We start from the raw sequence: 21,873 nt of genomic DNA on the forward strand, positions 1-21,873 counted from the left end.
ATTAACAACTAAAAATAAACGGATGAAAAAGGCAGTTTTTTTTGCGGTAGGAATTGTTGGTTTGATGATGAGTTGCCAAAATAAGGAGCAGTTTACCATTGCAGGAAATGTCGAAAATCCTGGCAATGTCAAAGTTATTTCGTTATATGAAGGGGATACAAAACTCGATTCTATGTTTTTTGGCGACAATAACAAATTTCAGTTTGTAAGACCTGCTAGCCAATCCAGATTATTATCTTTGCGGGTAGGTAAAAATCGGTATGATTTGATCGCCTCTCCTGGGGAGACAATTACTTTTAATACAGACCTTCATAAAGATGTCAATGATTACCAGGTGGAAGGTTCTGAATTGTCAAAAACGATACAGCCCTTTGCCAAAGAACGGAACTATCGCGATTATGTGCAGGATTCTTTGCAAACGGTATTTTCTAAGCTAACTTCAAACTCGACAGCAGACGAGATTGAAAAGATTCGTGCAGAATATAAAGCCAAATTTGCAGCAGTACTACGTACATATACGAAGAAAGCGGTAGATTTTTCGAATAAACACAATGATTTGGCTGGATTTTATGCCATCTCCACCTTAGATCCCGAAGTGGCCGAAAGTGAAATTATTGCTTATGCCGATAAAATAAAGGATGAATTTACGGAGAATAGGTACGTGACCCAATTTAAAGAGGAAACCCAAAAGCTAAAAAAAATGGCGATTGGGCAGCCTGCTCCTGAACTGATATCCTTTACACCATCCAATAAAGAAGTGAAGTTGTCTAGTTTTAAAGGTAAATATACATTGGTCGACTTTTGGGCTTCGTGGTGTATGCCTTGTCGTCAAGAGAACCCTAATCTTGTTCGGTTGTATAATGCCTTTCATGGTAAAGGATTTGAAATACTATCTGTTTCATTTGACGACAATCCTGGTTCATGGATGCGGGCTATCGAGGATGATAAGTTGACTTGGACACATGTATCTGATTTGAAAGCTTGGAGCTCGCCTGTTGTTATCGATTACCGGGTTAAAGCCTTGCCTACTTCCTACATCTTAGATCCGAACGGTTTTATTATAGCGAAAAATCTACGTGGAGGGGAGCTGGAGACGTTTTTGAAGAAAACAATTAAGTAATCCTTGTGTTATTGTTAAATAGCATATTACTTAATAATTTGGTAACATAGGGTTAACTGATTGTTATCATTTTGTTTATAATTTAGCAAAAAAAATAAGACAAATGAGTTCTTCGAAACAAAAGATTTTAATTGTTGATGACGAAAAGGATATCTTGGATTTAATTGCATTCAACTTAAATCGTGAAGGTTATCAGGTCTCTACAGCGCAAAATGGGGAAGAGGCGATCAACGTTGCCAAACAGGTAAATCCTGACCTGATCATTTTGGATGTGATGATGCCCAAGATGGATGGAATTGAAGCTTGTCGCATTATGCGGGCAATGCCTGAATTTAAAAGCACATTCATGGTATTTTTAACTGCTAGAAGCGAAGAGTATTCGGAGATTGCTGGATTTCACGTTGGTGCAGATGATTATATTGCAAAGCCAATTAAGCCCCGTGCTTTAATGAGTCGCATCAATGCTATCTTGAGGAGAAATGCCACTGAAGAATCGGATGCCTCTGTTCAGGATAAAATTGAAATTTCCGACTTGGTTATTGATAGGGATTCATTCTTGGTCTACAAAGGAGAACAAAAGATTGTTCTAGCGAAGAAAGAGTTTGAGTTATTATATCTATTGGCATCAAAACCAAATAAGGTGTTTACACGCGAGCAGATCTTAAAGAGTATTTGGGAAGATTCTGTTGTAGTAACCAATCGCACGATTGACGTCCATATCCGCAAGCTGCGCGAAAAGATAGGTGACGATTATGTAACCACTGTAAAAGGTGTGGGATACAAATTCGATAAAGAATAAAGGAAGAGGCTCAGGCCTCTTCTTTGTTTTTCAAATCCTTGGGAAAGAAATCCCAATTTAGGCAAGACCTTTAAGATCTGACAGGCAAAGGTTATTCGACACTTTTCTTGCGCAGGATGCCTAAATCGTATTGATGAAACTACAGTTGCGGTATCGAACTCTTTCGCAAGATCATTTGATATCACGGTTACAAATCTTTACTTTTGACCTAAAGCAAAGTAAAAAATCAACATGTCATCTATTCTTATAAAATCTGCACAACTTGTTAATGAAGGTAAAGTTGAGGTTGCTGACGTATATATCAGCAATGGTCGAATCGAAATGATTGCTCAGGAAATTAACCATCCTGCTGATCAAGAAATCAATGCGGAGGGACTACATTTATTCCCTGGGCTTATTGATGATCAAGTTCATTTCAGGGAACCAGGATTAACATATAAAGCGGATATATGGCATGAAAGCCGCGCAGCAGTGGCTGGAGGCACCACCTCCTTTATGGAAATGCCTAATACGGTTCCAAACACATTAACGCAGGAGTTACTTCAAGATAAGTATGATATTGCAGCTAGAAATTCGCTGGCCAATTATTCATTCTTTATGGGAGCGGCGAACGATAATCTTGAGGAGGTCCTCAAAACGAATCCGAAGAATGTATGTGGCATAAAAGTTTTTATGGGTTCCTCTACTGGAAATATGTTGGTGGATAATGAAAAAGCATTGGAAGGGATCTTTGCGAATGCTCCAACCTTAGTAGCTACGCATTGTGAAGATGAGGCGACGATAAAGGCCAATCTGGCTTTATTTAAAGAGAAATATGGCGAAAGTGGACTGAAAATTGAGATGCATCCCCTAATTCGTTCTGAAGAGGCTTGTTACTTATCATCCTCAAAAGCTGTCGAACTCGCAAAAAAATACCATACGCGCTTGCATATTCTTCATATATCAACTGCCAGAGAAATTGCACTATTTACGAATGATATTCCATTAAAAGATAAAAAAATTACCGCTGAAGCTTGTATTCATCACCTGTGGTTTTCTGACCAGGATTACGCCTCAAAAGGTAACTTTATCAAATGGAATCCAGCGGTGAAAACAGCGAATGATCGCGACCAGATTCTAAAAGCTGTACTGGATGGTCATATCGATGTGATAGCGACAGATCACGCTCCGCATACCATGGAGGAAAAATCTCAGGCCTACGCTTCCGCGCCAAGTGGAGGGCCTCTTGTGCAGCACGCATTGCAAGCTTTGCTCGATATGGTCAAAGCCGATAAAATGACCTTGGAACAATTGGTGCAAAAGTCTGCACATAATACGGCTACATTGTTCGAAATTGAAGATAGAGGTTACATTCGTGAGGGATATTGGGCAGACCTTGTGTTGGTCGATCTGAATAAACCTTATACGGTATCGAAAGCGAATATCCTGTCGAAATGCGGCTGGTCGCCATTTGAGGGACACACGTTTAGTTCAACGATTGAACATACTCTCGTATCAGGTAAACTTGCTTTCTCCAATGGACAACTTATTGAAAAAGGTGCTGGTGAACGTCTGTTGTTTAACCGATAGTATTTAGCAATGGAAAAAAGAGCCTTTCTAAAATCGATTGCTTTAAGCCTGTTGTCTATTCCTGTACTTGGAATGGGGCAGCCAACCGGAGATAGAGACGAATTGTACGGTCAGGCTGCTTTGCTTGCAACGAGGTTAAAATTAGGGGATACCATAGGTTTAATAACGCCTGCTGGTGTATTGGATGATGAAGAGTCGATTAGCATTGCACGTGAGATATTTGAGACACTGGGTTTTAAAGTAAAAGAAGGTAAACATATACGCAGCCGCTACGGTAATTTGGCCGGTACAGATCAGGAGCGTATAGCAGACATTCATGATATGTTTGCAGACAAGACCGTCAAAGCGATTGTTTGCATCAGAGGAGGTTCGGGTACATCACGTCTTTTAGATCGATTAGATTACAGACTGATCGCCAATAACCCCAAAATTTTATTGGGATATTCAGATATAACAGCATTAATTTTGGCATTATATGCCAAGACAGGACTTATAACGTTTCATGGTGCAGTGGGTATCAGTACCTGGACTAAGAAACTGGCAGAGGCTTTCAATGCTCAGTTTGTAGCCAATCAGCCAGAAATATTTGAAAACCCCAAGTCTAAAGGTGATAGCATTGTACAGACCAAAGACCGAATTGCCACAATTCATCCGGGTATAGTAGATGGGGTATTGCTTGGTGGAAATATGACCGTGTTGACCGGCTTATGTGGTTCACCTTATCTGCCAGATTTTAAAGATAAAATTCTTTTTCTCGAAGAGGTCGACGAAGATATGGAGCGTGTTGACCGTATGTTCTGTCAATTGAAAAATACTGGTGTACTGGGTGCGATTAAGGGTTTTATTTTTGGCAAGTGCACCAATTGTAAACCATCTGGTGGCTATGGATCCGTAACACTTGACCAATTGTTCAATGATTATATCAAACCGTTAAAAATACCCGCTTATACAGGGGCTGTCGTTGGGCATATCGCCGAACAGTTTATTTTGCCCGTAGGAGCAAAAGTCCGTGTAGATGCTTCGCAAGGAACGATTGCTTTAATGGAGCCTGCATTAAAAGATTAATATGAAATTAGTAAAAGTTGATTTCATCAAAGCCTTTTCTTTATATGAAGAAAAGGCTTTGATGCATAGAAGATTTAAACATGCTGATATTTTACCATTATTAGAAAATATCAGGAGCACTGGACGTTTTGCTGTATCGGAAATTGGGAAGTCCACTGAAGATCGTTCGATCTTTCGACTACAATACGGACAAGGGCCAATCAAGATACTTTTATGGTCACAAATGCATGGTGATGAACCTACGGCGACAATGGCCTTGTTTGATCTATTTAATTTTTTCAACGGAAAAGATGATGGTTTAGATGCCTTTAGAGATCACATAGCATCAAAAGTGACCTTGTATTTTATTCCGATGCTAAATCCTGATGGAACCGAACGGTTTCAGCGTAGGACAGCCATGGATGTGGATATGAACAGAGATGCAAGGGCAACAGCAACAGTGGAAGGGGCCTTATTGAAGGCGCAAGCCATGTTGCTAAAACCTGATTTTGCCTTTAACCTGCATAACCAAAACAATTACTACAACATTCCTGGAACAAATATGCCAGTGACAATTTCCCTATTGGCACCTGCCTATGACTATGCGCGGAGTATTAATGAAACTCGGGGAGATGCGATGCGGGTGATTGTCGGAATAAATAAAGTCCTTCAGGAATTTGTTCCAAAGGCGGTTGCAAGGTATGACGATGAGCATACACCGCGCGGTTTCGGTGATAATTTTCAAAAATGGGGCGCCAGGACGATCTTGATTGAATCAGGAGCTTATGTTGGTGATACCGAAAAAATGATGGTCCGAAAATGTAATTTCGTGGCTTTGTTAAAAGCATTTGAGGAAATTGCTGATCAATCCTTTAAACAGCATTCGGTTACCGATTATGATACAATTCCCTTCAATGATGAAAAGCTCCATGATGTGTTGCTGAGAAATTTGACCATTGAGCGGAGTGGTAAACCATTGCTTGTCGATGTTGCCATCCGGCAGAATGAAAAGACGATAGGCTCTGACTACTACGTAGAGGGTATTGTTGAAGATATTGGCGATTTGCAGGATTTTTATGGTTATGTAGATATTGATGTTGCAGGAACGGAGTTTGCTCCAGCCAAGATGTATATGGAGCCATTTGCTTCCCTGACCGATTTAGATGATACCATCGTGATGGGATTACTTGAAAAAGGCTATGCCGCTATTATTATTGAAAATGTGATCCCGGGAGAATTTTTGCATAACCTTCCAATTCGTGTATTAACTAAAAAAGCTATAGAATTTTCACAACAATTAGCTCTCGGAGCTCAAGCGGATTTTTTTCTTCGTAAAGAAGGCAAGAACATTTACGCCGTAGTTAATGGTTATGCGATCGATTTGAAAAAAACAATGCAACAGCAGTATAAAAATCAGATAAGTTAGGAATGCTTAATATAGCTCAAAAAAAAAAAAAGGTCACAGCCTGTGCTGTGACCTTTTTCTTTTTGAAACTACTAGTAGCCGGTATTCTGTTGATTTGCTATAGCTGGGTTTGCATTCATCTCATCCAGTGAAATAGGAAGAATGGTTTTAAAGAAGGTTCTATCGATCGTTTTTTGCCTATTTGTTGTGCTTATATTTCCTAAATCATCATCAAAAGTTATCGATTTGTTCCAGCGCATCATATCAAAGAAGCGGTGACCTTCTCCAAGGAGCTCTTTGCTTCTCTCATCGGCAATCATATCTAAAGTAATCGTGCCTGAGGTCGCAACATCTAATTTGGGAGAGCGTTGGCGTATTGCATTCAGGTAATTTGCTGCAAGGGCCTTGTCAGGAGATGATTTTAGTAGAGCAGCTTCAGCAGCGATAAGATATACTTCGGACAAACGGATGACCTTAATATTGACAGCGGTACTATTTGCTGTTGAATTTTTATCGCCAGCAAGCGTTGTGCTACCGCTATATTTATAGACCGCTCCTAAATGGGTGGTGCCGACTTCATCGTACGCCATAACACCCCATCTGACATCTGTCTCGTCTTTCTTAAGTTTGGCCAAGAATGGATCTGCGGCTATAAAGTTTCCCAATATGGCTGTACTGCCATGTCCTTTTCTGCGGAACATCGCACCCAGTGAACTAGTCCCTGCGTCAGCTTCATTCGGATAGACACCCAATTCTAGAATAGATTCAGTTCCAAACATACCTGTCCAGGATTTTACCCAGTTTTCATTGCTATACAATGTGTAGACTTTGGAGTCTATGACCTCCTGCGCTGATTTTAACGAATTATCATAATCATTCATATAGAGATACACACGAGCTTGCAGTGCTTTATTGGCGAAAAAATTGAAATATCCATCCGATTTGGATTTTGGCAATAAGCTCTCTGCATCCTTTAAATCCTGTACTATTTGTTTGTAGTTTTCCTCCACGGAGATACGTTTTTCCTGCGCGCTATATTCGAGTACTTTCGTTACATTAGGGATACCAAGGGCAGATTTTTCCATGTTGTAGGGTTTTCCGTACAACCTGACAAGATCAAAATTGATGAGGGCTCTTGCGGTCAATGCTTGTCCTTTATACGTATTAAAATTTTCTGTCGAGCCGGCAGCGATTAGTTTATCGATATTTGTCAAAAGATTATTGATCTGCACGAGTGTATGAAACCCTTGTGTCCAGATGCTTGAATAGGGATTAGAAGAGGCCGAATGATTAAATACATAAAGATAGTCATAACCGCGGCCCTGGGATGCAATCGTAAAGTCACCCCCTTTGGCATCAGCATAGAGCGGGAAATTTCGTCCATAGTAGGCGACATTTGCCATTTTACTCATTAATCCATTCATAATAACCTTTGCGTCAGCAGCAGTTTGGATGGAGGTATTGGAGTCCCCCATATTGGTCGGTGTGACATCCAAAAAATTGCTACATGAGCTGATTGCTAATGATATTGTTATGCACGAGGCAATAAAAAGCTTTTTCATAATACTGTTTTTTTTCGTTAAAAACTAAATTCAACACCGAAAGTGTACGTTTTTGCCAATGGTGTTTCCCAGCCCCGCGTACCAAATTGGTTAACTTCCGGATCCATATACTTGTATTTCGAAACGGTCAACAAATTGCTTCCATTGAAAAATACCCCTGCATTGGAGATACCAGCTCGTTTTAAAAAATCATTTGGTAATCTATAGCTCAACGAAATGTTTTTTAATCTAAGATATGACGCGTCAAACAGTTGTCTACTGCTGATCTGGTTCACATCTTCCAGATCTCTTCCGGTAACCATTGGGTAAGTTCCATCCGTATTTGAAGGTGACCAGCTATTTTCTGTAAAATAAGCGGCATGAATTCGTTCCCAATAATAGCCGTCATCGGCAACATCTTTGGATGTAGCATCATAAAGTTTGCCGCCAATTTTATAAGCAAAGTTCAATCCCAATGAAAAGTTTTTATAATCGATGTCAGAATTTATACCGCCATATAGTTTAGGATTAGCATTTCCGATGATGGTTTGTTTAGCTTTTTTGTAATCATAACTTGCCGCTTTTCCGTTAAAGATAAAATCGCCATCAGTGCCATCGTTTGTATACCAGACGTTTTTGCCATTGGTTTGATCTGTACCTGCCCATTCTAGACCAAAGAATGATAAGGACGATTCTCCTTCGCGATAAATAAATCGAGCTCTATCGTCTCCACCAGTGGGATCATACCAGACGATATCTCGTCCACCATATAATTTTGTAATCTTGGATCTGATGATTGCGGCATTTGCACTTAATGTCCATTTCCAATTTTCATTTTTAATGATATCTGAACCTAATTCAATCTCTATACCTTTATTGTTCATTTCGCCAACATTTCGCAATATGGAGCCGAAACCAGTAATTGTGGAGATCGGAACATTCTGTAAGAGATCCTTCGAGTCTCTGTTAAAATATTCAATTGTACCAAATAGTTTATTGTGGAATAGGCCAAATTCTAATGCGACGTTTGTGGAGTAATTTTTCTCCCAAGCTACGTCCGGATTGCCTAAATTATTTAGCCCACCACCTGGCTGCGTCATATATTTGTTGGAATAACTTGTTAAATTGCGCCAGGCAAAAAGATCCGTAGGTAATGTTCCATTTACCCCATAGGAACCTCTAATTCTTAGGTTATTGATTTCCTCAATCTGTTTAATAAAAGATTCCTTGGCCAAATTCCAGGAAGCAGCTAAAGACCAAAAGTTGCCCCAACGAGGACCTGGTGCCAAGCGGGATGAACCGTCCCTTCTAAAAGATGCCGAGGCAAAATAGCGTTCATCGTAGTTATATTCCGCCCGCGATAGTACAGACATCATATTATTGCCCCAAGAATAGGCGGACGCATCCAATATACCTGCAGTGGCGACTGTATGAAGTGATGAGGATGGTAAATCTTTACCTGTAGCACGGATAAAATCAGTCGTGTTTTTTTCAGCTTCGAAACCAGCTAATAACCCAATATTATGCAAGCCAAAGCTTTTGTTGTAATTGGCGGTTGTGGATGATACCAATTTTTCAATGGACGTAGACACCTCTGTGACCCGGCCATTGTCTGCCATACCGTTATAATGTTTAGCGCTATAATAGATGTGATCTTTGACCTCGGTTCTGTCATAGGAGAAAATGGTCTTCAATGTAAGTTCAGGTAACAGCTTTAATGATAAAGATTCTATAGCTGATAATTTACTTGTTTTCGAAGAGTTTTCCCATTCCTTGTTGTAATACAACGGATTATAAGCGAGACTACCATAACGTGCTGTATATTCGTTACCTGTTTTATAATCAGTTGGCCAATACATCTGCCATAATAAATTACTCGCTTGATACAGGTAATTTGTTCCTGTATTCCTGGTGTCATTCATCCCAATAAGCTTGTTTTTAGCGTAGTTGACGTTTGAACCAAATTCGAGATATTTCCCAATCTTTTGCGTTAAATTAATCCGACCATTGATTCTGTCGAAGTTATTCTCAATAATCCTGCTTTTGTCTTGCGTGTATCCTAAAGACGCATAGTAATTGGTTTTTTCTGTTGCTCCGCTTACCGAGATATCGTTGCTGTTGAATATCCCGGTTCTAAACAATGCTTTGTTCCAGTCATAATACTTACCATCTCGATTCTCTACACCATCTGTTTTTCCTGAGATATGTACATTTTCCCATTGTGAGGTTCCATCTGTGCTGAATTGATAGCCATGAATACCAAAACCATAAGAAGAAGTTGGTTTACCGTAATTTGCCGAATTTGGATTCCAGTCCAAAGAATTTAAGCGGAATAAGGTGTTTTTATTCGCCTGTTCAGCCGTTTGACCAGCTGCTATTCTAGAGTCGTATAAAACACTATAGAGCATATTGATTTGATCCTGTACCGAAGCAGGTTCATTATTTTTGGTTGCCCAGGAAGGACTAATGCCGATAGAGGACTTGACATTGATCTTTGGATCTCCGTTTTTCCCCTTTTTTGTGGTGATGATGATGACACCGTTTGCCGCGCGGGAACCATAAAGGGAAGAAGCGGCAGCATCCTTAAGCACAGAAATAGATTCGATATCGCTGGGATTTAATGTGCTCATGACGTTGTTCGTATTGACAATATAGTCGCCCATCTGTCCGACACTACCCGAAATGACTGGAACACCGTCAATGACATAGAGTGGCTCGTTCGACGCGTTCATAGAGCCTATGCCTCGAATGCGTATAGCTGAAGTTGCACCTGCCTGACCAGATCCATTTGACATTTGCAGACCTGCAACACGGCCAGTAAGAGCTTTTTCAAACGAAGTGACAGGTTGTTTATCAATGGCATCTGATTTTACTTGTGCTGCCGAACCTGTATAGGTACTCTTTTTAGCCGTTCCATAGGCAATGACAATGACTTCGTCCAATGCCTGTTCATCACTGCTGAGTGAAATACTAATGGTTTTTCGGCCATTGACCTGAATTTCTTGTGGACTATAACCTACTGCAGAGATACTTAATATCGCGTTGGTGTTTGCGTTTAGCGTAAACAGGCCATTTTCGTTTGTTGAGGTTCCTTGGTTAGCGCTTTTTATAGTTATTGTAACTCCGCTAATTGGTTTTCCGTTGCTGTCTGTTATTTTACCAGCAATTTGGATCTGTTGCGCATATAAAGACTGCATCGAACTACAGGCTATGAGACACAACGTTGTGAGCACATGTTGTTTCATAAAAGTGTGAATTGATTAATTTAGTTTGTTAATATTTTGGTGCTGTCGGATGTTGGTCAAACTTGCGAAAGCAATTCAGTGCAATCTTTTTTTTAAGAAAAAAACATTGCACTGAATATAGGGTTATTTCCTTAAAATTCCAATTCCAGGACGGTCGGGAAGAAGGCAATTGCCATTGACAACGGTCATACCGTCATAAATGTCATTTCCGATCAATAAAGCACCATCTAAATCAGCCCAGTCTGTTAGGGGAGCGAGTTGTGCTGCTGCACTGATTGCACAGGATGTTTCGGTCATGCAACCGATCATAACTTTCATTTCCAGAGAACGCGCAAGCTCGGCCATACGTTTGGCCTCCCGCATGCCAGTACATTTCATCAATTTGATATTAATTCCTGAATACACGCCCTTTAGTGCAGGAACATCTACAAGTCGTTGACATCCTTCATCGGCAATTGTTGGTATCGGGCTGTTTTCGGTCAACCAGGCATTGTCATCTATCTGTTCCTTGGGCATCGGTTGCTCTAAGAAGTAAACGTTTCTTTCTGCAAGCCAGTGCGCCATCTCCAAGGCCTCTTCGCGCGTTTTCCAACCTTGATTGACGTCCGCGCACAGCGGGCGGTCTGTCACCTGCCGGATGGTATCAATAATCATTTTATCAGTATCCAGCCCAAGCTTTACTTTTAAAATTTTAAACTGATCCGCTTCGGCTACTTTTTTCCGTATCATTTCTTCGGAATCGATGCCTATTGTATACGATGTCGGCGGAATAAGATCAGGATTTAGTCCCCATATCTTATAATAAGGTTGGTTCATAATTTTCCCAAGGACATCATGCAGGGCGATATCAATTGCGGCTTTTGCGGCTGTATTTTTCAACGCAATCTGATCGATGTAATGTAAAATATCTTCGGTTTGAAAAGGAGAGTTGAACCCTGTCAGATCGATTTGATTGAGGAACGATAGGACACTTTCTTGCGATTCGCCAAGATAAGGAGGCATACTCGCTTCACCATAACCGACAATGCCGTCATACTCTAGTTCGGTCAATACAACCGGTGTTGTGCTTCTGCTGAAAGAAGCGACTGTAAAGACATGGTTCAGTGTTAGTGTATACGGGCGGAATCTTAATTTAAAGGCTCCAAAATCTTTATTGATCCATTGAGATTGGTTGCTCATCGTTATCTTATTTGTTGGTGTAATAATTGCTTTCAGCGACTTTTTGTATAGCGCTATCCTTCGTGCCGAGGTAACGGCGTGCAGCAACTACAGTACGGGTTTGGAAATCATCGTAGTTGGTGGCGTCCTTGAGCATGCTATTGATCCGAACCAAACCTGCCGCGTGAATAAAAGTGCCATTACCCATATAAAGCGCCACATGCGTCACTCGAGCATTTGGATTGTTATTTTTTCCTGCAGCAAAAAACAGTAAGTCGGCTGGTTTTAAGTTTTTAAGTGCTTTCTCAGGGTCAAAATGTCCTTCTTCGTCTAAAATATCAATTTTTTCTCCGGCTAGAACTTGTTGCGATGCATCTCTCGGTATCACAAAGCCGTTCATAAAGAAACTTGTTTTGGTAAAACCACTGCAGTCGACACCTTTTACCGAAGTTCCACCCCATAAATAGGGAAGACCCAACATGGTTTTCGCACTGGCGATAATATTTTCTGCTGTCGGATTGCGCGTTTCAAACCAATTTTTCAGTGTCAGGCTTTCTGACTTTTTAATATAGCCCAAACGTCCATCGGGATAGGCGATCTGATAAAAATTACCTTTCTGCCCTTTTAATTGTAGAATGTCACCATACACCAGGTCAGAAACGCGTTGACTCTTTTCATTTGGTTCGGAATATGATTTCCCGAATTCTGCAGTATAGATAACTTTTTCTGCTTGCCGCCAATGTTCCAATGCAATGTTGTCCATCACTTCAATGGACGAGGCCGGTACCCATGCAATATAACCGTCGGGTGTGCGGACACGATAGTCTCCACTTTTTTTCTGCAGAAGATCCACCTGTGTACCTAATAAAACCTGACTCGTTAACTCGGCCGCATTATCTGGAAATGTCCGCATATTGGCAACCGAAAGCCGAATCACTCCAGAAGTTTTTTCGCCTACACTGGCGTCAGGCAGGAACTGTACCTGAATATTAGCCGCTATTTCTTTTGCTTTTTGTTCCAAAACGAATTGAGCATCTTTCTCTGTTGTTTCAATCACATATTGGTTTTGTACGACATCCGCTTTTTGGATGGCCACGATTTTGGTTCTTTTATCAGGAGCAAATTGACTTTTTACGTTTTCTTGCAACTCTTTAACCTTAAAATACGTGGTGGAATCTAGCTGTTGTGCATAGCTGCTGCCGGTGCCAATAAGGCATGTATAGGCTAAAATAGCGAATTTTAGAGTGTTTTTCATGCGAATTAGTTTGTTTCTAAAGATAGGATTAATTCATAATATAAGGCAATTTTTAATGTCGATTTTTGAGTGATTTTGATGTTATGTTGCTAAAAAACGAATGGTTGGGTTTAATTTTAATAAAATTATCTAATTGCTAAAACCATTTTGTAATATTGCTTATTGATTGTGAAATCATAGGTTCTAGCGTGGTTTGACGCCTTTAAAATGCGAAATCCTGTGCTTTGGCGCAGGTCGCTTAAGTGGATTGAGGCGGATTTGGATGTAGTAGAATGCAGCGAAATCATACGTGCTCCTGATGTCAATGGGAGATTTGTTGTATTTGGGAGGCTAAAACCAGCTTTCAGCAATTGTTTGCCGCAAGGTTAAACCAAGATTTTATATAAAAGATGAATAAGAAAATGAGTTCAAGACGTAATTTCATTAAGCAAGGTTTGATGGCTGCTACGACAATGGGGGCCTTGACAGCATTTGATGCAAAAGGATTGACGGGTGCAGCAAATGGCAATTTGAAAAAATATCCTATTGTTATTTCCACGTGGGATTTCGGCATTGCAGCAAATAAAGCCGCTTGGGAAATATTGTCAAAGGGAGGGAAGGCATTAGATGCCGTAGAACAAGGCGTCCGTGTGCCCGAAGCCGATCTGAAAAATATGACCGTTGGTAAGGGGGGCTATCCCGATCGCGATGGGCATGTCACACTTGATGCCTGCATCATGGATTCGGACGGAAATTGCGGCGCTGTTGCCGGAATGGAAAAAATTGGACATCCAATATCTGTCGCACGCTTGGTTATGGAAAAAACACCTCATGTGATGCTTGTCGGCGAGGGTGCGTTGCAATTTGCTTTGGAAAATGGTTTTAAAGAAGAAAATCTATTGACTCCAGAAGGTGAAAAGGCTTGGAAGGAGTGGTTAAAAGAGAAGAAATACAAGCCGGTAGCCAATATCGAAAACCAGTCTTTTGCAGCGGAGCGCTTGCCTGGCAACCAGTATAACCACGATACGATCGGGATGTTGGCATTGGATGCCAGCGGGAATATATCTGGCGCCTGTACCACAAGTGGGATGGCTTTCAAAATGCATGGGCGTGTGGGAGATAGTCCGATTATTGGTGCTGGGCTGTATGTCGATAATGAAGTTGGAGGGGCCACATCTACGGGAGTGGGTGAAGAAGTGATACGCAATGTAGGTAGTTTTTTGGTTGTCGAATTGATGCGGCAGGGATATACGCCTGAAGATGCCTGTAAAGAAGCTGTTATGCGTATCGTGAAGAAAAAACCTGCGATTGCCAAAGAAATCCAAGTTGGATTCTTAGCCATCAATAAAAAAGGTGAATATGGTGCATATGCTTTACAACAAGGTTTTTCCTATGCAGTTTGCGACGGTGAACAGCAAGATTTACTCATCAAGGGAAAGCATTACTATTAAGATGAGGCGTGTCTGAATATGAGATCTTAGTGTTCAGAGATCATATAACGTAGACATTTATTTTGCAGTGATAGTAGGAGAAGTCATTGTATCATCAGCATTTAGGTGTTTGAATAATTAAATTAAAATACACAATAATATAAAAAGTATGAAAGCAACATTTGGAGGAGGATGTTTTTGGTGTACAGAAGTTATTTTCCAAAACACGGAAGGCGTGACATCAGTTTTGCCGGGATATATGGGCGGACACATAGATAACCCTACTTATGAGCAGGTTTGTACCGGTACTACGGATCATGTTGAGGTTGTTGAATTAGAGTATGATGAGGAATTGGTTAATTACGAGGATCTGTTGAAAATATTCTTTAAGACACATAATCCAACGACATTAAACCGTCAGGGCAACGATGTGGGTACACAGTATCGATCAGTTGTATTTTATCATAACGAAGAACAGGAGATCTTAGCAAAGAATTTCATTGATGAGTTGGACAATGAAGACGTGTATGAAGATCCTATCGTTACTGCAGTTGAGCCCGCTTCAACATTTTGGCTTGCCGAGGATTATCACCACAATTATTTCAACACCCATCCTGAAAATCCCTTCTGTTCGGTTGTTATTGCGCCGAAACTTCAAAAATTCTTTAAAGAATTTAAAGCATAAAAAGACAACATCAAAGTAACAGGAAGAGTTTCAAATGAAATAAAGGTGTAAAATAGGTTTTTGATATGCCGCAAATGTACAAACGAAGTATAGGATAAAAAATTGATAAGCATAAAAAAGGCTCGAACTGATCTTCGAGCCTTTTTTACGTACAGTATATGATTTAGAACATTTCCATCTGTCCTTTATCGTCGATTTGGATATCGTTTGGATTGGTTATTTCCAAGGTGATATCATCATTTTTGTCTGCTGGCTCATCCCCTTTTTGAGGAGTTGCTGTTGCGGTAGCTGTTGTTTCTACAGCAGCTTCAGTTGGTTGCGCTGTAGTTGTAGTATTTGCAGAAGTCGCCGTTGCTTTTTCTTTTTGACTTAAATCTTCGTCAGCAGTCAAGAGGACAACTGATTTTACGGTATGAAACGACAGACGATTTCCTTGCGCTTTTATTCCTTTTACATCGATGATTTCAGTCAAAGGTTGATCAAGAGTTTCTTCCGTTTGGGATTTGCCTTTTAAAATATCCAATTTGACGATGGGTTCAGTCGCATTACTCATTAAGATCAGTTTTGAACCTGCGTCTTCATTGATAAAGGAAATGCGCTTTCCAATAGGTTGATCGTCAAATTTAAAACGTTTGACAAAATATGTTCCGCTTTTTCCATCCTGATGGATTACAGTATAGACGTGGTCTGGATAATATTTTTCGATGCGGATCATTTTCTCATCAAAGTGGTTACTCAAATCAAAGTTTGATAATTCGTAGCTACCGTCCGAGAGTACTATTAATATCTTGTCATCGCCATCGAACTCACCCAAATACTGACCACGTTCATCAGCATTTAGCCGTTTCATAATGGTGTCGTACCATATTTTTCGTCCGGCCAATGTGGATACACCGGAGCTTTTAAAGCTGATTTTTTTAACAGGATATTTGGATACAATATTTCCTTGCGAAGCACGCCCTTTGATCGCTATTTCAGCAAAGTCCATATCAAAATTTAACTTGCGCAATTTTGTATGCGGTTTAAGCTGTATGTTGACTACCTCAGCTTCACCGTTCGGATTGGCTGTGAAATACAGAATTTTAGATCCTTTGGAACCTTTGGATACATCATATTCCTTATCCCGAGTGACACCCACCACAGCGAAACGTTTGATAAAACTGGTGCCCGTTTCACCTTCTTTATAGATGGCGTTATAGATTGTCCGCTCATCGCCTTTTTTGAACACAGCAACGTGGATAATTCCCTTTCCGACAAACACTTTATCCTGGATTTTACTGACAACGTATTTACCGTCCTCACGGAATACAATAATATCGTCTATATCAGAACAATCGCATACAAACTCATCTTTCTTCATGCCCGATCCAATAAATCCTTCTTCACGATTGACATAGAGTTTGGTGTTTGCCAAGGCAACTTGGGTAGCTTCTACTTTGTCGAATATGCGCAGTTCGGTTTTGCGTTCACGGTCTTTACTATATTTTTCACGTAACTTTTCAAACCATGCAATGGCATATTCTGTCAGTTGGCGTAAATGACGTTTGACTTCTTTGATCTCATTTTCGAGCGTCTTCATCATTTCGTCCGATTTTTTAACATCGAAACGTGTAATGCTGCTCATGGGTTTATCGATCAATTTCTTGTAATCTTCGGGGCGTATGTCCCGATAAAATTGATCAAAGAATGGTTCAAACAAGCGATTTAGAACTTGCACAACGGTATCGAAGTCACCTGCATTTTCGTAATCCGGATGTTTGTACATCCCATTCTGGATAAATATTTTTAATAGACTACTGAAGAATATTTTCTCTTGAAGATCGTTCAAACGAATCTCCAATTCTCTTTTCAATAGGTTTTTAGTGTTTATGGTATTCTCGATGAGAATATCATTGACACTCATAAAATGAGGTTTCTCATCCTTGATCACACAGGTATTGGGCGATATGGAGACCTCACAGGCTGTAAAGGCGTACAGGGCATCGATCGTTACATCCGGAGATATTCCGGGTGCTAAATGCACAATGATCTCGACATTTCCCGCGGTATTGTCCTCTATTTTTTTAATCTTAATCTTCCCTTTATCGTTGGCTGTAACGACACTTTCAATAAGACCGCCGGTTGTGGTTCCGAAGGGAATTTCTGTAATGGCGAGCGTCTTTTTGTCACGTTCCTCAATCTTTGCCCGTACACGGATTTTACCGCCACGTTGACCTTCATTATAATTTGAGACGTCGGCCATACCACCAGTAGGAAAGTCTGGGAATATATTTGGACGTTCACCGTTTAATACCTGAATTGACCCGTCAATAAGCTCAATGAAATTATGCGGCATGATCTTCGTCGCCAGCCCTACTGCGATCCCTTCGGCTCCTTGAGCCAATAATAGCGGGAATTTTACCGGTAAGGTAACAGGTTCGCGATTACGGCCATCGTAACTCAATTGCCACTCTGTTGTTTCGGGGTTAAAAACCACGTCATTGGCAAATTTGGATAGTCTTCCCTCGATGTAACGAGGAGCAGCCGCAGAATCGCCCGTAATGGGGAAGCCCCAATTCCCCTGACAGTCGATCAAAAGGTCTTTCTGTCCCAATTGTACCATGGCATCGCCAATAGAAGCATCACCATGTGGGTGATATTTCATCGTATTTCCGATGACGTTAGCAGCTTTATTATATCTACCATCATCCATTTCCTTTAGGGAATGGAGGATACGACGTTGTACGGGTTTTAAACCGTCATTAATATGTGGTACGGCTCTGTCCAAGATAACATAGGAGGCATAGTCCAAAAACCAGTTTTCGTAGAGACCCGATAAAGGTATCGTCTGACTTCCGCTTTCTGTTTTTCCTGATCCCAGGTCGTCTTGATTATCTTCCTTTGGGAAGTTTGTTTCGTCACTCATTTACTCAGCAATAGATTAAATTGTACAATACAGAAATGTTCGAAATATTATTTCATTCGAACGTGTAAAAATACAAAACCATTTTGTTTTATCACAGTGAAACTATGAAAAGTTAAAAAAATTAGCTTTTGAAACTAATATAATTAGTTTTATGGGGTGTCGGGAACCAAATCATACCAATAACAGGGGATATTCCATGGATCGAGATGAAATTGCTCTGTCACCTGAAAACCTGTTTTCTCCAACACATTTCGCGACCCCTTGTTTTGGATATGTGTGATGGCATGTACATCAAAATGGGTCAGGTGTTCTCGATAGTACTGCATACAGGCTAGCGCCGCTTCTGTCGCATAGCCTTTGCCCCAGGACTCCGTTCTGAAACGATAGCCGAGATCTAGAAATCCAATCCGCCCATTTTCCAATTCGTCAATATATTTGAATCCCGTCCAGCCTATCCAGTCGTTGCTTGATTTCTCAACGACCCCTAGACGACCTATACCGTATCGCTCATATTGTTGCTGAATATGGGTGATTACTTTTTTTATTTCTTCAATGGATTGTACAGGTTCGTTATTCAGAAAAGTATGAACCTCCGGCTGTGAATCCATTGCGAAAAAATAAGCAGCATCATCCAGCTGTATCGGGCGGATAATTAAACGTTCGGTTTCCAGTATTGGTAGGTATTTTTCCATAGTTTTTTATTCATGTTGAATGACTTGATCCTTAGTTATAGCCAAAGCTTATCGATATCTTTCTTCAGTATTTTTTCTTTCATTTCTTCCTCAAAGTCTCCAAATTGATCACTTTTGACGGATTTACTGATTCTGCCAGCTTCGAGTACCAAGATTTCATCGCAGGTATCTTTTAAAGTGGAAAAGATATGGGAGGAAATCAATATGATCTTTCCCATTGCTTTTAGACGGAGAATAATTTCTGTAAGAATGATACTGCTCTGCAGATCAATACCATTAAATGGTTCGTCCAGAATATAGTAATTATTGTTCTGCAGTAACGTTGCCGTCAGCGCAAGCTTTTTTTTCATCCCTGTGGAATAAGAGCTTGCATATTCCTTCAGCGGCAATTCGAAAATATTTCTTTCACTAAGATTTTTGATCTTCTTTCCACGCGCATCTGTTAGCAGATAAATATACTCTTCACCTGTCAGCTTCGACATGAAATAAGGATCCGAGGTTAAGTAGCCTAAATTATTCTTTAACGGTTGCAGAGCAGATGTTATAGTGCCTGTGGCCGTTTCAAGTCCTGCAAGACAACGAAATAGGGTTGTTTTTCCTGCACCATTTTCGCCAACAATGCCATATACCTTTCCACCGCTAAATGTATAAGAGATCTCGCGGAGTACCTGATGTTGTCCAAAGGATTTACTGAGATTCGTAAGCTCGATCATAAATGATTTTTAAGGTTGTTGATGGCTTTAATGTAATAAAAGGGCAATAGCGCAAGTATCAATGGATAAAAGCTAAAACAAAGCACTAAAGCAAAGCCTTCCGGGAAATTGATTTCTCTTGGGTAAGCGACATATTTTAATGTAATTGCAAAAGGAAGCAGAAAAAGTATACCTCCCAGCACAATGCAGGCATTGAATAACGCTGAGGGAAAGAGAAGGACGTAAACAAGGAGGAGAGGAAATGCAACTAGAAGACATTGCAAAATTCCCCGTCGAAATTTTCGCATGAGAAAGCCTCTTGGTGTATGATTATCATTCCAAAGGTAAAAAATCGGCTCCGGTAATTGATAATATAAAACGCAGGTGAGCCCAATGCATGCAACACAAAACAAGACAAGATTGGGATTGGCAGCATAAAAACCTATTCCAGCCAATAGATATAAAACGATTAAAAGAAGGTAACTCCGACGGAATCCGATAATAAATTCAAAAGGTTTTTTTGCGAATGGCGTCGGAATGGACTTGCCAAAAGCCTTAAATGTCAAAAATGCAAAAAGTGCAGCTAATACAATCAAAAAAAGTGCATATGGCCAATGATTATGAAGGAGAAGAATGACAAACGAAGGGATAACGACCAAGGCATTTTCCCATAGTCTGATTTTGTGAAAATCTCTTCTGCTGAATATGTTTTTGAGAAAATCATTCCTGTTTTTTTCCGTGAGTAGAAAAAGCAGTTGAAAATTACCCAGTATCAGGGCATAATAGCCAAAAATAGGGTATTGAAACAAAGCATAATAGACTAAGTAGCATAACCCAACCAATAGGAGATATGCGATCGGAACAGGTAGTCCTGTAGCTTTGATATGACGAACGAGTAATTTGTATTGGAGCTTTAAATAATTGCTTACCATGATAATTCAAACTTAGATAAATTACCTTTTATATGCAATATAATTGCATAGCATATAACGGCAAGTATTCGGTCCGATCTGTTCTTTTCGGCACTCCTGTTCGCTAAGCAATTTACCGATCTTTCACGTTGTCCATTGAAAAACTGATGATAGCGGAAATCCCTGTTTGCCTCGCATGCGTTTTCGAGACCTTTAAAGGCTAGTTGGCCTTGTGCCTTCGTTGCCAGCTCAGCATATAGGCCAGTGCAAGCAGCAAAACCACTGCATTGCCATACATAATGACGGGAATTCGAAGAATAACATCACTATAGTACAGGCCAGCAAGCAGTGCGCCAAGGCCTATTCCCGCTTCGAGCGAGATATACATGGTTGCTACGGCCTTGCCACGATGCTCGGGTAAGCTGAGGTCAATTGTCCAAGCATTGACAGCAGGCGAGAGTATGCCGGTGCCTGCCCCATAGATGCTTGCACCGATCATCATTCCAACAAAGCTATTGCCCATTCCGATAGCAACAAGTGCAATGGCAATAATGATTATTCCAACAACAATGACTTTCGGTCTTCCGTAACGGTCCGAGACTTTGCCGGATACAAAACGTATCAGTACCGATGCAATCGTAAAGGCCAGGAAAAATAGTCCTTTGTTTTTAATTCCTAAATATTCACTCCAGTCAGGAATTAAGGTTAGAATAACTCCATAAGCTGTGTAGGATAAAAAGGTGACGATTCCAGCGGGTAGCGCGCGCCATTCGATGATATCCTTGCGGTTTATTTTGAGCATCGAAAGATTAAATTTCTGTTTTTTTGCCAGTGTCTCCTTCATGTTAATGACGATAATAATGGAGAGAAGTGCCATGAGAGATGAACAGTAGAACATGATATTGATGCCAAAGGCCTCAAAGATGGCGCTGCCAATCGCTGGGCCAACAGCTGTACCGATGCTAAAAGCGAGTCCATGCATACCCAATGCTTCACCCCATCTTTTTTGGGGCACTAAATCAGCTACGTAAGCAGACGTTGAAGTCGGTTTAAAACCCGTAGAAAAGCCATGTATCAATCGTAGGAATAAAAAACCGGCGACAGACGTCAAGATAGGATAGAGAAATCCACAGATGAAACAGACGATGGATCCAATTGCCATGACCGGCACCCGCCCCCATCGGTCGGTCAATTTTCCACTGAAAGGCCGCGAAATTCCTGCGGTCAATGTAAACAAAGCGATGATTAAACCTTTGTATTCTGCTCCGCCCAAACTGCTCAGGTAATTAGGGAGCTCGGGGATAATCATATTGAAACTCGAAGAGAATAAGAGCGAGCTTAAGCAGAGTAAAATAAATTGTAACGTGTAGATGGATTTCTGTTCAGCTGGCATGGCGGAATTTTATTGTGGAATGTGGCAAATGTACAGTTTTCGGAGCGATG

General features: G+C 40.6%; 16 protein-coding genes. 7 read left to right on the forward strand and 9 right to left on the reverse strand.

What is annotated here, in order from left to right:
• The first annotated feature begins 22 nt into the window (after nt 1–22).
• From J2X77_RS12245 to J2X77_RS12265, 5 genes are all read left to right on the forward strand, one after another.
• Entirely contained in the window at nt 23–1,120 is a 1,098-nt protein-coding gene (locus J2X77_RS12245) for a TlpA disulfide reductase family protein (RefSeq protein WP_209579100.1), read from the forward strand.
• Between the two features lie 103 nt (nt 1,121–1,223).
• Nucleotides 1,224–1,919 carry a response regulator transcription factor gene (locus J2X77_RS12250; protein WP_209579101.1) on the forward strand — a complete coding sequence of 232 codons (696 nt, stop codon included), beginning with the start codon at nt 1,224–1,226 and terminating at the stop codon, nt 1,917–1,919.
• 231 nt (nt 1,920–2,150) lie between these two features.
• The gene (locus J2X77_RS12255; protein WP_209579102.1) at nt 2,151–3,488 is read left to right on the forward strand and encodes a dihydroorotase; all 1,338 of its coding nucleotides are present in this window, start codon (nt 2,151–2,153) and stop codon (nt 3,486–3,488) included.
• 9 nt (nt 3,489–3,497) lie between these two features.
• Nucleotides 3,498–4,553 (forward strand): LD-carboxypeptidase, encoded by a 1,056-nt coding sequence (locus J2X77_RS12260; RefSeq protein ID WP_209579103.1) that lies wholly within the window; start codon nt 3,498–3,500, stop codon nt 4,551–4,553.
• A 1-nt stretch (nt 4,554) separates the two neighbouring features.
• Nucleotides 4,555–5,958 carry a M14 family zinc carboxypeptidase gene (locus J2X77_RS12265; protein ID WP_209579104.1) on the forward strand — a complete coding sequence of 468 codons (1,404 nt, stop codon included), beginning with the start codon at nt 4,555–4,557 and terminating at the stop codon, nt 5,956–5,958.
• 71 nt (nt 5,959–6,029) lie between these two features.
• On the opposite strand, the gene J2X77_RS12270 is transcribed toward J2X77_RS12265, so the two are convergent.
• The 4 genes from J2X77_RS12270 to J2X77_RS12285 form a co-directional block, all read right to left on the reverse strand.
• Entirely contained in the window at nt 6,030–7,499 is a 1,470-nt protein-coding gene (locus J2X77_RS12270) for a RagB/SusD family nutrient uptake outer membrane protein (protein WP_209579105.1), read from the reverse strand.
• Between the two features lie 17 nt (nt 7,500–7,516).
• The gene (locus tag J2X77_RS12275; RefSeq protein WP_310080971.1) at nt 7,517–10,723 is read right to left on the reverse strand and encodes a TonB-dependent receptor; all 3,207 of its coding nucleotides are present in this window, start codon (nt 10,721–10,723) and stop codon (nt 7,517–7,519) included.
• A 123-nt stretch (nt 10,724–10,846) separates the two neighbouring features.
• On the reverse strand, nt 10,847–11,902 hold the full coding sequence (locus tag J2X77_RS12280) for a dipeptide epimerase (RefSeq protein ID WP_293882409.1): 1,056 nt from the start codon (nt 11,900–11,902) through the stop codon (nt 10,847–10,849).
• 7 nt (nt 11,903–11,909) lie between these two features.
• Nucleotides 11,910–13,136 carry an NlpC/P60 family protein gene (locus J2X77_RS12285; protein ID WP_209579108.1) on the reverse strand — a complete coding sequence of 409 codons (1,227 nt, stop codon included), beginning with the start codon at nt 13,134–13,136 and terminating at the stop codon, nt 11,910–11,912.
• Nucleotides 13,137–13,525: 389 nt separating this feature from the next.
• On the opposite strand from J2X77_RS12285, the gene J2X77_RS12290 reads away from it, so the two are divergent.
• Both J2X77_RS12290 and msrA read left to right on the forward strand, forming a co-directional pair.
• Nucleotides 13,526–14,566, forward strand: a complete 1,041-nt coding sequence (locus J2X77_RS12290; protein ID WP_409050312.1) for a N(4)-(beta-N-acetylglucosaminyl)-L-asparaginase — start codon at nt 13,526–13,528, stop codon at nt 14,564–14,566.
• A gap of 148 nt (nt 14,567–14,714) precedes the next feature.
• Nucleotides 14,715–15,230 carry a peptide-methionine (S)-S-oxide reductase MsrA gene (gene msrA / locus J2X77_RS12295; RefSeq protein ID WP_209579109.1) on the forward strand — a complete coding sequence of 172 codons (516 nt, stop codon included), beginning with the start codon at nt 14,715–14,717 and terminating at the stop codon, nt 15,228–15,230.
• Nucleotides 15,231–15,393: 163 nt separating this feature from the next.
• Here the strand turns inward: msrA and J2X77_RS12300 are convergent, their stop codons facing one another.
• The 5 genes from J2X77_RS12300 to J2X77_RS12320 form a co-directional block, all read right to left on the reverse strand.
• Complete coding sequence (locus J2X77_RS12300; protein WP_209579110.1) at nt 15,394–18,135, reverse strand: DNA gyrase/topoisomerase IV subunit A; 2,742 nt, start codon at nt 18,133–18,135, stop codon at nt 15,394–15,396.
• Between the two features lie 149 nt (nt 18,136–18,284).
• The gene (locus J2X77_RS12305) at nt 18,285–18,827 is read right to left on the reverse strand and encodes a GNAT family N-acetyltransferase (RefSeq protein WP_209579111.1); all 543 of its coding nucleotides are present in this window, start codon (nt 18,825–18,827) and stop codon (nt 18,285–18,287) included.
• Nucleotides 18,828–18,862: 35 nt separating this feature from the next.
• On the reverse strand, nt 18,863–19,540 hold the full coding sequence (locus J2X77_RS12310) for an ATP-binding cassette domain-containing protein (RefSeq protein WP_209579112.1): 678 nt from the start codon (nt 19,538–19,540) through the stop codon (nt 18,863–18,865).
• A complete protein-coding gene (locus J2X77_RS12315) occupies nt 19,537–20,451 on the reverse strand; it encodes a hypothetical protein (protein WP_209579113.1) in 915 nt (304 codons plus the stop codon). Before J2X77_RS12315 ends, J2X77_RS12310 begins: the two co-directional genes overlap by 4 nt.
• A 199-nt stretch (nt 20,452–20,650) precedes the next feature.
• Entirely contained in the window at nt 20,651–21,823 is a 1,173-nt protein-coding gene (locus J2X77_RS12320; RefSeq protein WP_209579114.1) for an MFS transporter, read from the reverse strand.
• Nucleotides 21,824–21,873: the final 50 nt, after the last annotated feature.

Source organism: Sphingobacterium sp. 2149 (assembly GCF_031455655.1).
Classification (GTDB): domain Bacteria; phylum Bacteroidota; class Bacteroidia; order Sphingobacteriales; family Sphingobacteriaceae; genus Sphingobacterium.

Excerpts from the sequence above, each read along its gene's own strand:
- J2X77_RS12245 (WP_209579100.1), top strand. The coding sequence starts at position 23 with ATGAAAAAGGCAGTTTTTTTTGCGGTAGGAATTGTTGGTTTGATGATG.
- J2X77_RS12250 (WP_209579101.1), top strand. The coding sequence starts at position 1,224 with ATGAGTTCTTCGAAACAAAAGATTTTAATTGTTGATGACGAAAAGGAT.
- J2X77_RS12255 (WP_209579102.1), top strand. The coding sequence starts at position 2,151 with ATGTCATCTATTCTTATAAAATCTGCACAACTTGTTAATGAAGGTAAA.
- J2X77_RS12260 (WP_209579103.1), top strand. The coding sequence starts at position 3,498 with ATGGAAAAAAGAGCCTTTCTAAAATCGATTGCTTTAAGCCTGTTGTCT.
- J2X77_RS12265 (WP_209579104.1), top strand. The coding sequence starts at position 4,555 with ATGAAATTAGTAAAAGTTGATTTCATCAAAGCCTTTTCTTTATATGAA.
- J2X77_RS12270 (WP_209579105.1), bottom strand. The coding sequence starts at position 7,499 with ATGAAAAAGCTTTTTATTGCCTCGTGCATAACAATATCATTAGCAATC.
- J2X77_RS12275 (WP_310080971.1), bottom strand. The coding sequence starts at position 10,723 with ATGAAACAACATGTGCTCACAACGTTGTGTCTCATAGCCTGTAGTTCG.
- J2X77_RS12280 (WP_293882409.1), bottom strand. The coding sequence starts at position 11,902 with ATGAGCAACCAATCTCAATGGATCAATAAAGATTTTGGAGCCTTTAAA.
- J2X77_RS12285 (WP_209579108.1), bottom strand. The coding sequence starts at position 13,136 with ATGAAAAACACTCTAAAATTCGCTATTTTAGCCTATACATGCCTTATT.
- J2X77_RS12290 (WP_409050312.1), top strand. The coding sequence starts at position 13,526 with ATGAATAAGAAAATGAGTTCAAGACGTAATTTCATTAAGCAAGGTTTG.
- msrA (WP_209579109.1), top strand. The coding sequence starts at position 14,715 with ATGAAAGCAACATTTGGAGGAGGATGTTTTTGGTGTACAGAAGTTATT.
- J2X77_RS12300 (WP_209579110.1), bottom strand. The coding sequence starts at position 18,135 with ATGAGTGACGAAACAAACTTCCCAAAGGAAGATAATCAAGACGACCTG.
- J2X77_RS12305 (WP_209579111.1), bottom strand. The coding sequence starts at position 18,827 with ATGGAAAAATACCTACCAATACTGGAAACCGAACGTTTAATTATCCGC.
- J2X77_RS12310 (WP_209579112.1), bottom strand. The coding sequence starts at position 19,540 with ATGATCGAGCTTACGAATCTCAGTAAATCCTTTGGACAACATCAGGTA.
- J2X77_RS12315 (WP_209579113.1), bottom strand. The coding sequence starts at position 20,451 with ATGGTAAGCAATTATTTAAAGCTCCAATACAAATTACTCGTTCGTCAT.
- J2X77_RS12320 (WP_209579114.1), bottom strand. The coding sequence starts at position 21,823 with ATGCCAGCTGAACAGAAATCCATCTACACGTTACAATTTATTTTACTC.